This is a genomic window from Hyphomicrobium denitrificans ATCC 51888 (genome assembly GCF_000143145.1).
In the GTDB taxonomy this organism is placed as follows: Bacteria; Pseudomonadota; Alphaproteobacteria; order Rhizobiales; family Hyphomicrobiaceae; genus Hyphomicrobium_B; species Hyphomicrobium_B denitrificans.
In genome coordinates, this window is sequence record NC_014313.1 from 1624568 (window position 1) to 1637906 (window position 13339).

Sequence of the window (13339 nt, forward strand, 5' to 3'; positions counted from 1 at the left end):
CATCAGGCTGCGGCTGAAACGGACGTTGGTAAATAAAAACGGAAATACGACATCGAAATCCAACGAGATATAGCATTGTTTTCGAGGGTCTGGGAGACCGCGCAGGCGGATACCCGATCATTATTCATTGGTCAGACGCTTGTTTCGCTTTGCGGAGCGCTGCTTTTCTTGTTTCTCAGCGTGTTTCGCTTTCTTTTTCGAGGCCGGAGTTTCGGCTTTCGATTTCTTTGCCGTCTTTTTCTTGTGACTTTTGGCGCGCATATCGTTCTGCGTGTCGTCGCTTCTGGACGCCGTTGATTTTGCGGTGGGCGTGTCCGCGCGTTTGTTCGCATCGCGAGGAGGCGGCATCTCTTCGGCCGACGCTTCCTCGATGAATTTCGGTTGCCGTTGTTTCAGCGCAGCGAAGGTTTGCTCGTTGAGCGTGAGCTTTTCGGCTTTGTGAGGAGTGCCGCGCTCCTTATCGGCTTTATCGGCTTTTTTCTCTTCGCGCGCTTTCGGCGCAGCGTCGTCGGCTTTCGCGATCTCGGTCCGCTTCTGTTTCGGTTCTTCGGTTTTCTGTTTGGCGGGCGGCTGCTTACCGGCGTTCTTCGCGGCAAGGATTTCCTGACGCGTCCGCTCGACCTCGGCCTTTGAAACTTCGCCGTCGGCGATCAGCGCATTGAGGCAGGACTTCGAAAGCTTCGGGCCAGCGCGCCGCATGCAGATGCGCAGCTCTTTCGATCCGACCTGGAATTGGCTGCAGTAGGCATAATAGTCGCTTGCGCAGCTCATCTGGGTCATAAACCCGATGGCTGAGGCGTTGGAGACGGACAGCATCAGGGCTGCCGCTGCTAAAGCGAGTGTTCTGGTCATGGCTCAGAGCTATCTGTACTGCGCAATACCTCACATAGTTCCAGATATGCCCCTTGAGGCCGTGTCATATGCGCGTAAGCGGTTCAGGTCCACTGAATACGGCCCTGAGGCCTGCGCCAGATGGCGAAATCGGCTAAACTCGAGGCAGCGCCGATCGCTGGTAAAACCAGATTGCGGCCAGCACGATGAGCGAGCCGATGACCGCGGCAATCACGTCGCGCAAAGAAATCGAGTACTTATCGAGATCCGGAAAAACGCCAAGGACGCGGAACAGAAAGCCGCCGATCAAAGCGCCGGCCAATCCGAGCGCGAGATTCTTCGCACGTCCGAAACCCTGTTTACTCCACGTGCTGAGCGATCCGGCCAAGGCGCCACCGATGAGACCGATGACAAGCCAGACGATAAACTGGTCGAGTGTCGGCATGTTGCGACTCCAGCGTTCGCGCCCGCCGAAATCCTACACCGATTTGCAAACCCAGAATAGTTTACGGCGCATGCCGTCGCCCGATGAGGGTTAACGGGATCGTGCCAGGTGTGTTCAAGTGTTCATTTCGCGCGATGTTGCTAGGTCATGTGGTCGATCAGCCGAACGTAAAGGCGTAAGCGTTGACGCCGGGATCGAGAAACTCGATTGCGAAAGTGCGCTCTCGAATATCGCCGCTCTGCCGGACGAGCTGGTAAAGCTTGTCTTCCGTCACCGTTCCACTGCCGTCGGGAGCGACGTCAAAGCCGTGACTGTCGCCGGGCTCTTTGCCGTCGATCGTCACGCGAAAGCGAATGGGTTTCTTGTCGGCACTGGGACCCAGAACGAGATGCAGATCGCGCGCGCGGAAGCGATAGACGATGCTGCCGCCCGCGGTATTGAGCGCGGCATGCTGGGCTGCGATGGTCCAGTTTCCATTCAAGCTCCATTCGTTCAGCGTTTTCGGTTCGCCGCTGTAGGTGTGCGCCGTGTCGCGTGGAGCGCCGTCGGCGGACACGAAGTTCGCGGCTCGCGCATAGCCGACGTACGTTTCCGGCGACGCGACGTTCGCGAATACTGATGCGGCTTCGACGCCCGAGGCAGAGACGCTCACCGTTCCATCGGCGACGTTCGCTTTGCCGGCTTCGGCCAGAAGCTTTTGAATGACGCGCTCCGAGGCCGCGTAGCCGCCTTCGCCGAAGTGATGATGACGAATGTTGCCGTTGGCATCGATGAAGTAGTGCGCGGGCCAATACTGATTTTTGAAGGCGCGCCAGATCGCGAAATTATTGTCGACGGCGACCGGGTACGCGATCTTGAGATCGGAGATGGCATTTCGGACATTCGCGACATTCTTCTCGAACGCGAATTCGGGAGAATGCACGCCGACGACAACGAGACCCTGATCTTTGTATTTTTCGGCCCAGGCGCGAACGTAGGGGATGCTTCTAAGGCAGTTGATGCAGGAGTACGTCCAGAAGTCGACGAGCACCACCTTGCCCTTCAAATCGTCAGGCGTGAGCGGCTTTGAATTCAGCCAGTCGACGGCGCCGGTCAGTGCAGGCGCACGGCCTTCGATGGGCAATGTTTCCGACGCAGCGGCTAGCTCGCTATCGGTGCTCGCACCGGGCGTGCGATGAAGCATGTCGACGAGGCGCTGCTCCAGCGGCGCTGTGCTCGCAAGCGACAGTCGTGTCAGCAATCCGGTATCGGCGCCGGCTCCGATCGCGACGACGGCGACGAGAACAGCAACGCCTAGTCCGCGACGAACCCATTCGCCCGTGCCGAGCGAGCTTTTCATCGCGTTGAAGATGCGTCCGCCCGCAAACAGCGCCAGCGCGAGCGATGTCGCGGCTCCGGCTGCGTAGGCTGCGAGGAGGAGTGTCGTGCGCGCGCTCGCGCCTTCGAGCGCCGCACCGGTCAAAATCAAGCCTAGAACCGGTCCGGCGCAGGGCGCCCAAAGAAGTCCCGTCGCAACGCCGAGCAACAGCGATGACCAGGGTGATGATTGTTCGCCGTTCGCTTCGGCTTTTTGTGCCAAGCGATTTCCGAGCGCGACGGCAGGGCGCGACAGGCGTTCCGACACTTCCGGGAAGATCAGCGTCAACCCGAAGACAGCCATGATGATGAGCGCGATGATGCGGCCATAATCGTTGGCGGCAACGGTCCAACCTCCGCCGATCGCGGCAAGCGAGGCCACCAGTGCGAAGGTTGCCGCCATACCGGCGAGGATCGGTAATCCGCTCCTGAGGAATGGCTGACCGGCGCGTGAAAAGACGAACGGCAGCACAGGTAAAATGCACGGGCTGACGATTGTGAGAATTCCGCCGATATAAGCGAGAAGGATGAGAAGCATGCCGGTTCACCATATCTGTACGCCGAAGCCCCGAGCCTCGCGAGCACAACGTCTACGCGCGCGCGCACGGCGACGTTACGGCATTGTCTCCGCCTGACGCTCTGGCAGGGACGGATTAGACCCTTCGGCCAGTGGCGACGGCCGGGATCCGAGCTTGGCGCGCGAAACACCGTTTGCTAGGCTCTCGCAACTTCGCTCACAACAGGCAGGATCGATAGTCCAAGCGTGATGAAACATTTGAAATCGGCGCTTGGCGCGGTCCTTGGGATTGCGACCGCATTGCTTTCCGGTGGCACGAACGCAGCGAACGACGCCGCTCCGGTCGATACTGCGCTCGTCGTTTCCGTCGACGTATCGAATTCCGTCGACGAGGCGCGCTACAAACTGCAGATGGAAGGCATTGCGAAAGCTCTCGAAGACCCTGGCGTGATCGAGGCGATCACAGGCGGGTCGAGCGGTGGCATCCTGTTCTCCATGGTGTCGTGGGCCGACAAACCGGCGCTCGTCATTCCGTGGATCCGCATCGCGAACAAGGCGGATGCGCTGGCGGCTGCGCAACGCGTTCGCAAGCTGCCGCATCAAGGCGGCGAATTCACGTGCATGACGCGCATGCTGCGTTCGGCGAACGATAAGATCGTGCCGCAAATTCCGGCCAAAGCCGCGCGCATCGTCATCGACGTATCGGGGGATGGGCCGGACAACTGCAATGCCGACGAGCCGATCGAAAAAGTTCGCGATGAGCTCGTGGCGAACGGCGTGACCATCAATGGCCTGCCGATTTTGCTGGATACGCCGGACGCCGGCGCGCTGCTGCCCAAGGCCGTGCCGGGCGGCAAGCCGCCGCTCGAGCAATGGTACCGCGAGCACGTCATGGCGGGGCCGGGAAGTTTCGTGCTTCCAGCGCTTGGTTATTCAGACTTCGAACGCGCCATTCGCCAGAAATTCGTGATCGAGGTGAGCGGCGTTCTTCCGCCGCCGAATTTGACGTCGGTCGCGAGTGCCGCTCGCTAGCCTCAGATGTCGTCCTCGCTCGTCGAGGCGCACCGCCAGCGCTTGATCTGCCAGCCGGGGTGATCCTCGTTCCACTGCGCGAAGTAAGGCGGCGCGTCCGTCATGCAGTGCATGGCGTCGATACCTTCCTTGATCGGGATTTTGTAGTCCCTGCAGACGGACGGCTGATTGGCCATGCAGGCCGACAGGACGATTGCGAGCATTTGGTTCGAAGCCCTCGGAGCGAGCGAAAGATCACGCAATTCCGGCGCGATTTCCATGTTCGCCCGCTCACAGAAGGAACGGTCGCTGCAACTCGCGCCGGGTTTGAAACCCTACTACGTCAACGCCGTCGAGGGTATTACGTGCCAGCCGCGCGCGGATGCGTAGAGTTGCTACGCAGGCAGAAGGATTTCACCGCGACCGATTGTGGCCATGTCACCGCCAATCTTACGGACAAACAAGGGCATAGGCGCCGGAGCGAGAGCGCCGAGCGTGTCCTTCAGATACTTCGAGATGACGCGCACGATCACGAGATCGTGTTTGCCGCAGTCGACGAACGTCGGCAGCAGGCTTTCGACGCTCGGTCCGATCAGGGTGCCGCGCCGCATCATGAAGCCGGGACGGGGACCGATGCCGCCTTCCGCCCAAATCGTTCCGCCGATCATGCGCGAGCCGGCACCTTCGCCCGTCTTGCCTTTGACGAGGATCGTGCCACGCCGCATCTTGTCCCCCGCGCGGGCGCCGATGTTGCCGCCGATCACTGCCGTGCCGCCGAGCATGCCGAAGCGATCGCCGGGAATGAAACCGCCGGCGTTGTCGCCCGCGTTGCCCGAGACATGGATGAAACCGCCGGTCGATCCGGACGCGAGGTAGTGTCCGGCGTTGCCGCGAATCTCGAGCTTTCCGCCTTTCATCTTGCGGCCGGCGTAGGAGCCGACGTCGCCGACGACGCGGAGCGTGCCGCTGTCGAGGCCGCCGCCGACAAAGTCGAGGTTGGCGGTTGCGCCTTCGATCGTCAGCGTTTCGCCCGGGCTACCGCTGATGTCAAATGCGTCACCAAGAGCCAATCCGCCTTTATCGATACCGATATTGATCAGACCGATCGAGTGTTCAGACAGCTTCGACAGAACGGCGGGCGTGATGCCGTCGAGATTGATCCGCGCTGTCGCGGGCGCCTTGAGGCGCAGCGTGAGGCCGCTCATCAGATCAGATCCTTCAAATGGTAGTGGTGCTGACCAAGCTTGCCGCCGTAGTTGCCGGCAGTGATGCGGGTGACGCCGCGTTTGGCGCCGGTGTCCGTTACGGCCTTCAGACCGGCGCGCATCGCGTCAGCAACCGATTTCGAGGTGAGGCCGTCGATGACGATTTCGAGGACGGCGAGCGTGTCGGCGCTGAGCTCGCTTTTGACCGTTCCGCGCAGCGTCGGGCAGAAGGCGTGGTTGGTCGACGCAAACATGCCCGCGTATTTGGCTCCGACTTTACTGCCGGAGCGCACGATGCCGCCGGGGAAGGGCGTGATCACGTCGTCGATCTTGGCGATCGCGTCGACGGCTTCTTCCGCCGTCTGGAGCAGTCCGGCGCGGTCGGTGCCGAGGATCAGCATGTTGCCGCCGCCGACGGCTTCCGTCGTGACGCCGGTTTCTTCCTCGATGACGAACTCGCCATCCATGACCGGAACACGCCAGTAGCGGCTGTCGCCGAGTTTCTTGGATGTCTGATAGCCGTCGCCGAAATAGCGCGGCGCCTTGCCGAGGCCGAGCGATTGCGCGGCTTTCAACCCTGAGAAGCAGGCCGAGCCCGGGCTCGTCAGGACGCACTGGCCGATGCGGTTGCGAATTTGCGGTATGAGCGCATCCGGCGAAAAGCCGAAGATCAGAATGCGGACGCCGGGGCGGCCGTCGGGCGTCTCGTCGGGGCTGAGTTCCTTGTCGATGCCGCATTCGGCGCCGCAGCCAATGACGGATGTGCCGAAGCCGGTGGCGACGGTTGCCGCGATCCGCGCCCATTTCAGGGTATCGGCGGTGATGATGATGCCGGTGCCGCTCATGCCGAAGGCTTCGGCGAAGGTATCGTCGATTTCGACACCGTTGACCGTCTTGCTCATGCTAAGCGCGCCTTCGTCGGTTGGATGATAAGGGAGCCGCGGCCATGGTCTAGAATCTCTTCATCCGACACGCGGAAGTTTTCCATCCGCACGGTATTGTAGTCGTCGAAGTAGCGCTTCAGCTGGCGTTCGATGCCGCGATCGTAGGAGGGGCGTGCGACGTGCGTCGCGCCGTTCACCGCCTTGATGATCTTGCCGTTGCGAACGATCAGCTCGCCGTTCTTGAACAGCATCTCGGGCGTCGCGAACATCGCTTCGCGGTCCGGGTTGTCGTCATAGACGGTGATGTCCGCGCAGGCGCCGACGCCCAAGTGTCCGCGATCGGCGAGACCGAGGCTGCGCGCCGGTCCGGCACGCGTCATGATTGCGATCTCGTAGAGCGTGTATTCGCGATCGAGTGACGCGAGCGTCGAATACTTCAGCGCGTCCTGGTTGATCGTCTGCATGACGTCCTGGCGGAACGCTTTATCCATCAGCAACCGGATCAAGTGCGGATAGCACGTGAACGGTCCGCCGTTCGGGTGGTCGGTCGTCAGGAACAGACGCCACGGGTCGTTGATCAGCAGGAACAGCTCAAGGCCGATCGCCCACTGCAGCGCGTTCACGAAGCTCTTGTCGCGATACTTGAACGGGACGACGCCGCAACCGGCGTCGCACTCGATGTCCATCACGACCCACTTTTTCGGATAGGCCGAGCGGGTGTTGACGAACTGGCGCATGGAGTCGCCCGAGGCCGTGCACGTCTGGCCGAACATCACCTGGCCGACGTCGCACGAGACGTTCGGATTGGTGTTGACCGCCTCGGCAACCTCAGCGGCGGCAGACGAAAACTTCATATCGCCTTCGGTGCCGTAGCTGTGGAACTGGATGTGCGTCAGATGGATCGGCAACCCTTCGGCGCCCTTGATCGTCGCGAGCGTCGTTTCCACGCCGCCCGGAATGCCGAGGTTGCAGCCGTGAATGTGGATCGGATGGACGACGCCGAGTTCCTTCAGGCCGCGCGCCAGCGCGAGGATGATGTCACGCGGCGTGACGCCGTAATAGACATGCTTCTCGTCGAGATCGAGCTTGCGCTGGTTGAACTTGAAGGCGCTGATGCCGCCGGGATTGACGACCTTGACGGCAATCGCCTGCGTCGCATGCATCGTCCAGGCGATGTAATCCTTGATCGCCGAGAAATCCTGCTTGCCCGCGAGCTGGCGCAGGAAGAAATCGTCCGACCCGAGCATCGCGAACGCGCCCTTGTCGATGATCGCGGTATCGGCGAGTTCCATGTGCGCCTGGCGCGCGTTTGCCGGAAGCATCGCCGGCTCGAATGCCGCCGTGTAGCCCATCTCGGCGTAGCGATAGCCGGCCGTCATCGTCGAGGGAATTGCATGGCCGACGCCGGCGCGCGTGATGTCGGTGCGCTCGACTTCCTGGCCGATGTGATCCTCGGGCAGCATCATGCGGGCGATCGTCATCTTGCCGCCGCCGATGTGCGAATGCGGATCGATGCCGCCCGCCATGATCACGCGCCCGTGCACCGGATATTCGTGCGCGACTTTCGCGTTCGGAGACGGGTCAACGATACGGCCGTTCTCGATGAAGATATCGCGAACCTCGCCATCGATCCCGTTCGCAGGATCGTAGATGCGGCCGCCTGTTAGCTTGATGAGCATTCTTGATCTCGAATGTTGGCCTAGAGGGCGGCTTGGATGGAGGCGAGAACGTCCATGGCGGACGGCAGCTTGGACTGGCGAAGCTGGCGCAATGGCAGCGAAACGACGTTGTCGACGCGGATGACGCGTTCGGCATGATCGACGCCGGGTGTGCCGACCGGAATGAAGACTTTCGGTTTGCGGCTGAGCTTCAATCCGGGTGTGCCGAGAACGATCGTCGTTACATCGGTTTCGGGCGGGACGAGATCGTCGCCGATCGATGCGAGCCAGACGAGCAAATCGCTTTCCTTGGCCGCTAGCATACGCTCGGCATCGTAGAGATCGGCGTCGTATTCGGGCTTGCCATTCGCGTAGGAGACACGGAGCGGGTAACCCGACTGCCAGGCGCATACCGAGACGGCAGAGGGCAAGCCTTCATTGCCGCCAAGCGCCAATCCGGCGGAACGTGTCGTGGCGTTGGCTTCCTTGATGAATTCGCAGATCGCCTGAACGGTCAGATCGCCGCCTGCGAAATCGAAGCTCGCCGGGTTCCAGACGACGACGCTGTAGCTCGCCGCCTTGAAGCGCGCGAACAGGTCTTCAACGGTTGCGCGCGGGACGCCGCCGATGGTTTCATCGGTGATAATGGCGCCCTTCTGAATCGCGCGCATTGCGTCCAGGATTTCGCCGACGCGATCCGTCTTGCACGGGATCGTCACGACTTCGCCGACGCGAGGCCCAGTGGCGGCGGACGGGTCCAGTCCTTCGCCGAGGAAAACGACGGTCCGCTTCGGCGGATTGTCGGAGAACATCGAGGCTTCGTTGCAGACGACGCGCTCGAAGAAGCGCGGGTTGCTCTTGTGGATGTCGCTACCGGCGATGATGAAAAGATCGGCGCGGTTGCGCGCCTCGGTGAGAGACGTCGTCAGCCAGCCGCTCGACTGCATGACGCGAGTATTGCGATAGGCGGATACGCTCAAGGCGTGATCGACGACGCCACCGCCGGCTTCGGCCAGCGCCATGACGGCGCGCACACCTTCGACGCCCGTTCCGAGACCGCTGAAGACCGGCAGGCGGCTCTCGCGGATCAGCTTCGCGGCCGTCGCGACCGCTTCTTCGAGAGAAACGCTTTTGCCATCGACCTCAGGGTTGGGTTCAACCAGGGGGCGCCCGAACCCGGCGACGGACCGCGCGCAGCCGTTCTTGAGAACCTTCAGGCTGCCGCTGGCGGAGGGGCCGATCTCGAGGTCGTCACAAGCGATACCGCAGAAGGGACACGCTATATTCTCGAAATGATTTACGCCGTTCCTCGACTTTTCGGATTCCAATCCATCACCTCTCAGAGCCAAGGACGCTACCCACCGGGATTCGACATTCGTATAATGCGGGAGGTAAACCAACTCTCACCCTGGTGGTCAAGCGTGCTAAGGGGCTTCGGCACGGTGCGATACAATTTGCCGTCTCGGGGTGAAGTCTGGCGCGCCTGCCGTCCGTGGTCAGCCGAAAGGCCCACATCGGACTCTTGCAACTGAAGTCTCCGGAGGAATTGCATGTTGAAACGCTTGGCGATCGCGGCCGCGATCTTGAGTTCTCTGCCGATCGTGGCCTGGGCTCATGGTCCGTCGCGCCAGAAAGTTACGGAATCCATTGAAATCAATGCGCCTGCTGAGAAAGTCTGGGCCCTCGTCGGCAACTTCCAGGACGCAAGCTGGATCCCAGCCGTCGCCAAGACCGAAGGCACCGGCGACAACACGCCGGCGAGCGGAACGGGCAATGACGGCGCGAAACGCACGCTGACGCTCCAGGGCGGCGGCGTCGTCGAAGAGGCGCTCGATGCCTATGACGCCAAGGAAATGACCTTTAGCTACGAGATCACCAAGGTCGACGTAAAGGTTCTGCCGGTTAACGATTATTCGTCACACGTGACGGTGACGGCGAACGGCGCGGACAAGTCGACGCTGGAATGGAAGGGCGCGTTCTATCGCGGCTTCATGAATAACGATCCGCCGCCGGAGCTTAACGACGAGGCGTCGAAAAAGGCGGTTACCGATCTCTATAAGAGCACGCTCGAAGCCGTGAAGGCCAAGCTCGAAGGCGGCAAGTAGTGCTGCATCGCATTCGCGCCGGCGTGGCGGTTGCTTTTCTCGCCCTGTGCGGACAGCAACCCGTCGCGCTGGCGGCCGAAGCGTTGACCACCAATCAACCGGCCGACAGTCTGTCGTTCGTCGATCTCGCGACGATGAAAAGCGTCGCGACCCTCGCGATCGGCGGCAAGCCGGCCGGCATCGCGCTGTCGCCAGACCGGACGAAGGCCTACGTCACGGCGCCCGACAGCAAGGAACTCGTCGAGGTCGATGCGGTTTCGCGCGTCGTGACGCGGCGGCTGGCCTTAGGCGGCGGGCCGCTTGGTATTGCCGCGCATCCCTCGCTACCCGAGGTTTATGTCGCCGACTGGTTCTCGCACCGGGTGATCGTCGTCGACGCGCGATCTCTGACGGTTACGGGGACGATCGAGGTCGGCCAGTCGCCGTCCGGCCTTGCCGTGACGCCGGACGGGCGTCTCCTTCTCTCCGCCGATCGCGACAGCGACTCCATCTCGATCATCGACATCGCGGCGCGGACACGCGTCGCGTCGATACCGGCGGGTCAGCGCCCCTTCGGCGTTACGATCGATGCAAAAGGCGAGCGTGCTTATATCGCCAACGTCAAAAGCAATAACGTCAGCGTCATCGATATCGCCGCCCGGCGTCTTATCGGCACGATCCCGACCGGACGCCGACCGTATGCGGTCGCGCTGGCGCGGGGCCGGGGCTTCTCGACGGACCAATACGGCGGCGGCATCACCGTTTTCGATCTCGGAACGTTATCGCCGATCAAGACCGTCCGGCTCTGCGATCACCCCGAGGGGATCGAGGCCGATGCATCGGGGGGCGATGTGTACGTGGCGTGCTGGGGTGACAACGTGCTGATCCGGCTCGATGCGGACACGCTCAAGGTTACCGGCAAGGCCGACGTCGGCGACGGGCCCCGCGCGTTCGGGAAATTCCTGCGCTAGCGCGAGGTTACGCGGTTTTAAGTTCCGCGCGGGGGCTTCTTCCGGCATCTTGCTGCCAAACTTACCCAACCGCCCGGCAGCCGCAGTTACCGGATATTCCGACGATAGCTGGTCAATCCGCGGAGCTAAGGCTAAAGAGCGGGAAAAACAAGCAAGTTTGGACGCCTGGAGGAACCCGTGACATTGAGAATTCCCGTTGTTGCACTCGCACTGTTTGCCTTGCTCGTTCCCGCAGCGGCGGGCGCCTCCGATCTGCCGAAGCCGACCGATCTTCTTTTCAATAGCCCGCATATCTCCAACATCGCCGTTGGCACGGTGCTCGATTACAAATTCAATCGCAAACCGTCCAACGAGCAGATGCTCGGCGCGGGCTACACCGACGACATCACGGTGACCGTTGAAAGCGACGCGACGGAGGGGAAGAAAAACGTCATCGTGCAGATGTACACCGGCGATCGCGCGCGCGATCCGCAGCGCATTACCGGCATGGACGGCAACCCGATGATGGTCGTGTGCCTCGACAACGCCGTTTCGCACTTCCGCCAGCTTGCGGGTGGCGACAGCGCGTATCTGAAGAACACTTTCAGCCGCTATCTGGCGGAGCGTGCAACGATTGCCCCCGTCAAGATCTTGTATAAGGGCGCTGAGGTCGACGGCTATGAGATCACCGCGACGCCTTATGCGGATGACCCCTCGAAGTCGAAGATGGGCGGATTTGAAAACTCGACGTTCAAGATCGCCCTCTCCGATAAAATTCCGGGACATCTGGCGCGGGTGATCGCAGATATCAGCAACTCGGACAAAGCCGCGCCGACGCTTCTCGAAACGACCACTCTCGAGGGTGTAGGAGACGTAAAATGACAAAGACTGGAAAGCACAGACTCTTTGCGCTGATATTCGCAGCTGCAACTCCGGTGGCGGGCATAGCCGTAGCGCAGGAACTGCCGACGAACGAATATCCGACGGTCGCGCGTGCCGACTATGTTTACGCCTGCATGGCCGTCAACGGTCAGACGCGCGACGTGCTCGAGAAGTGCTCGTGCTCGATCGATCAGATCGCGTCGCTTCTTCCTTACGCGGAGTATGAAGAAGCCGAGACACTGTTGTCTGTCGGTTTGAAGGGCGGTGAAAACGTCGCCTGGACGAAAATTCCGCAGATGCAGGAGAAGATCAAAAACATGCGGCGTGCGCAGGTCGAAGGCGAGTTGCGCTGCTTCTAGTTTTGCGTTTGACGACTCTCCTTCGGAGAGCTGGCCGCCAAACGCGAAGTCTTAGTTGCGTCCTGTGAGCTTGTTTGGTTTGCGTCCGGCGACTCCGCTTCGCGGAGCCGGCCGCCGGACGCAAATATTACTGGCGCTTGGCGACTCCCCTCTGTGGGAAGCCGGTCGCCAAGCGCATCATTCCCACTCGAGTTCGGTGAAGGCGGCGGTGACGTTCATGCCGTTGAGTTCGGCGAAGAGTTGCCAGTTGTCGCGCTCGGACTGACCGGCCGTTTTGAGCGCCTGCTCGAGCGTCGCACCGTCCTTGATCAAGGTGCGGACATCGCGTGCGATCGTTTCCAGATAGCGCTGCTGCGGCAGCATCGCGTCGGGCCACGGCATCGATTTCGGCCCGTGTCCTGGAATCGCGCGCTGAGCTTTTTCGTTCATGAGTTCCGGGATCAGCTTCAGCCATCCGACGATGGAGCCGTCGAGCGTCGGAATGTGTCCGGAGAAGAGCAGATCGCCTAGCACGAACGTACCTGTTGTGCTGTCGAACACCGTCAGGTCATTGTCGGTATGCGAGGTCGCCCGCGCCTTGAGCGTCAGACTGCGCCCTCCGAGATCGAGGTCCAACGTATCGCTGACGAGCTTCGTCGGAATGACGATTTTCGTTCCAGCAAAGCCGGTTTCTCCGAGCCTCGTCTGCGCAGTCCGCAGATAGCTTTCCGCGCGCGCCGAAAGCGCAGCCGGGAGCTTGGCGTGCCCGACGAATTCCGTACCGTTACCTTCGAAAGCCGCGTTTCCGAGCACATGATCGGGGTGCATGTGCGTGTTGATGACGTAGCGGATCGGCTTGCTGGTCACCTTGGCAGCGGCGGCGCGTAGCGCCTTGCCGACGAGGTACGAGCCGCCGGTATCGATAATCGCGACGGCATCGTTACCGACGATGATGCAGGAATTGGATATGTCGCCGTGGTTGGTCGGTTCGACGAGTTCGTAGGGCGCGACGTGAACGAAAACTCCAGGCGCGACTTCCGACACCTCAGCTTCGTATGTTTCAGCCACTGAAACGCGAGGAAACAGCGGAAAAAGCGCTGCCGAAGCGGCACCGCGTAGGAATTCTTTGCGCGTCGGACGGGAGAAAAGGCGGGATTTTTCTGTCATGGCTATGTCTC

Annotated in this window: 14 protein-coding genes; 5 read left to right on the top strand and 9 right to left on the bottom strand. The window is 61.3% G+C overall.

All coding sequences use genetic code 11. From position 1 onward, the window contains the following. Nucleotides 1–120: 120 nt before the first annotated feature. The 3 genes from HDEN_RS07865 to HDEN_RS07875 form a co-directional block, all read right to left on the bottom strand. Entirely contained in the window at nt 121–852 is a 732-nt protein-coding gene (locus HDEN_RS07865) for a hypothetical protein (protein ID WP_041921602.1), read from the bottom strand. Between the two features lie 133 nt (nt 853–985). Continuing rightward, on the bottom strand, nt 986–1276 hold the full coding sequence (locus HDEN_RS07870; protein ID WP_013215570.1) for a GlsB/YeaQ/YmgE family stress response membrane protein: 291 nt from the start codon (nt 1274–1276) through the stop codon (nt 986–988). A gap of 157 nt (nt 1277–1433) precedes the next feature. Then, complete coding sequence (locus HDEN_RS07875) at nt 1434–3170, bottom strand: cytochrome c biogenesis protein DipZ (RefSeq protein WP_013215571.1); 1737 nt, start codon at nt 3168–3170, stop codon at nt 1434–1436. 228 nt (nt 3171–3398) lie between these two features. On the opposite strand from HDEN_RS07875, the gene HDEN_RS07880 reads away from it, so the two are divergent. Continuing rightward, a complete protein-coding gene (locus HDEN_RS07880) occupies nt 3399–4181 on the top strand; it encodes a DUF1194 domain-containing protein (protein WP_013215572.1) in 783 nt (260 codons plus the stop codon). 2 nt (nt 4182–4183) lie between these two features. Here HDEN_RS07880 and HDEN_RS07885 read toward each other — a convergent pair whose 3' ends face one another. From HDEN_RS07885 to HDEN_RS07905, 5 genes are all read right to left on the bottom strand, one after another. Beyond that, nucleotides 4184–4441, bottom strand: a complete 258-nt coding sequence (locus HDEN_RS07885; protein WP_013215573.1) for a hypothetical protein — start codon at nt 4439–4441, stop codon at nt 4184–4186. 114 nt (nt 4442–4555) lie between these two features. Next, entirely contained in the window at nt 4556–5365 is an 810-nt protein-coding gene (locus HDEN_RS07890; RefSeq protein ID WP_013215574.1) for a formylmethanofuran dehydrogenase subunit C, read from the bottom strand. After that, complete coding sequence (fhcD, locus tag HDEN_RS07895; protein ID WP_013215575.1) at nt 5365–6267, bottom strand: formylmethanofuran--tetrahydromethanopterin N-formyltransferase; 903 nt, start codon at nt 6265–6267, stop codon at nt 5365–5367. Before fhcD ends, HDEN_RS07890 begins: the two co-directional genes overlap by 1 nt. Beyond that, nucleotides 6264–7928 carry a formylmethanofuran dehydrogenase subunit A gene (locus HDEN_RS07900; protein WP_013215576.1) on the bottom strand — a complete coding sequence of 555 codons (1665 nt, stop codon included), beginning with the start codon at nt 7926–7928 and terminating at the stop codon, nt 6264–6266. Before HDEN_RS07900 ends, fhcD begins: the two co-directional genes overlap by 4 nt. 20 nt (nt 7929–7948) lie before the next feature. Continuing rightward, nucleotides 7949–9235 carry a formylmethanofuran dehydrogenase subunit B gene (locus HDEN_RS07905; RefSeq protein ID WP_013215577.1) on the bottom strand — a complete coding sequence of 429 codons (1287 nt, stop codon included), beginning with the start codon at nt 9233–9235 and terminating at the stop codon, nt 7949–7951. Nucleotides 9236–9457: 222 nt separating this feature from the next. Between HDEN_RS07905 and HDEN_RS07910 the strand changes: the two genes are divergently transcribed. The 4 genes from HDEN_RS07910 (at nt 9458) to HDEN_RS07925 (ending at nt 12182) form a co-directional block, all read left to right on the top strand. Continuing rightward, nucleotides 9458–10012 carry an SRPBCC family protein gene (locus tag HDEN_RS07910; RefSeq protein WP_013215578.1) on the top strand — a complete coding sequence of 185 codons (555 nt, stop codon included), beginning with the start codon at nt 9458–9460 and terminating at the stop codon, nt 10010–10012. Next, the gene (locus HDEN_RS07915; protein WP_013215579.1) at nt 10012–10962 is read left to right on the top strand and encodes a beta-propeller fold lactonase family protein; all 951 of its coding nucleotides are present in this window, start codon (nt 10012–10014) and stop codon (nt 10960–10962) included. Before HDEN_RS07910 ends, HDEN_RS07915 begins: the two co-directional genes overlap by 1 nt. 177 nt (nt 10963–11139) lie before the next feature. Beyond that, nucleotides 11140–11823 (top strand): hypothetical protein, encoded by a 684-nt coding sequence (locus tag HDEN_RS07920; protein WP_013215580.1) that lies wholly within the window; start codon nt 11140–11142, stop codon nt 11821–11823. Beyond that, nucleotides 11820–12182 (top strand): hypothetical protein, encoded by a 363-nt coding sequence (locus tag HDEN_RS07925; protein ID WP_013215581.1) that lies wholly within the window; start codon nt 11820–11822, stop codon nt 12180–12182. The genes HDEN_RS07920 and HDEN_RS07925 overlap by 4 nt, the downstream gene beginning before the upstream one ends. A 177-nt stretch (nt 12183–12359) precedes the next feature. Here the strand turns inward: HDEN_RS07925 and HDEN_RS07930 are convergent, their stop codons facing one another. Continuing rightward, on the bottom strand, nt 12360–13328 hold the full coding sequence (locus HDEN_RS07930; protein WP_013215582.1) for a quinoprotein relay system zinc metallohydrolase 2: 969 nt from the start codon (nt 13326–13328) through the stop codon (nt 12360–12362). Between the last annotated feature and the right edge of the window lie 11 nt (nt 13329–13339).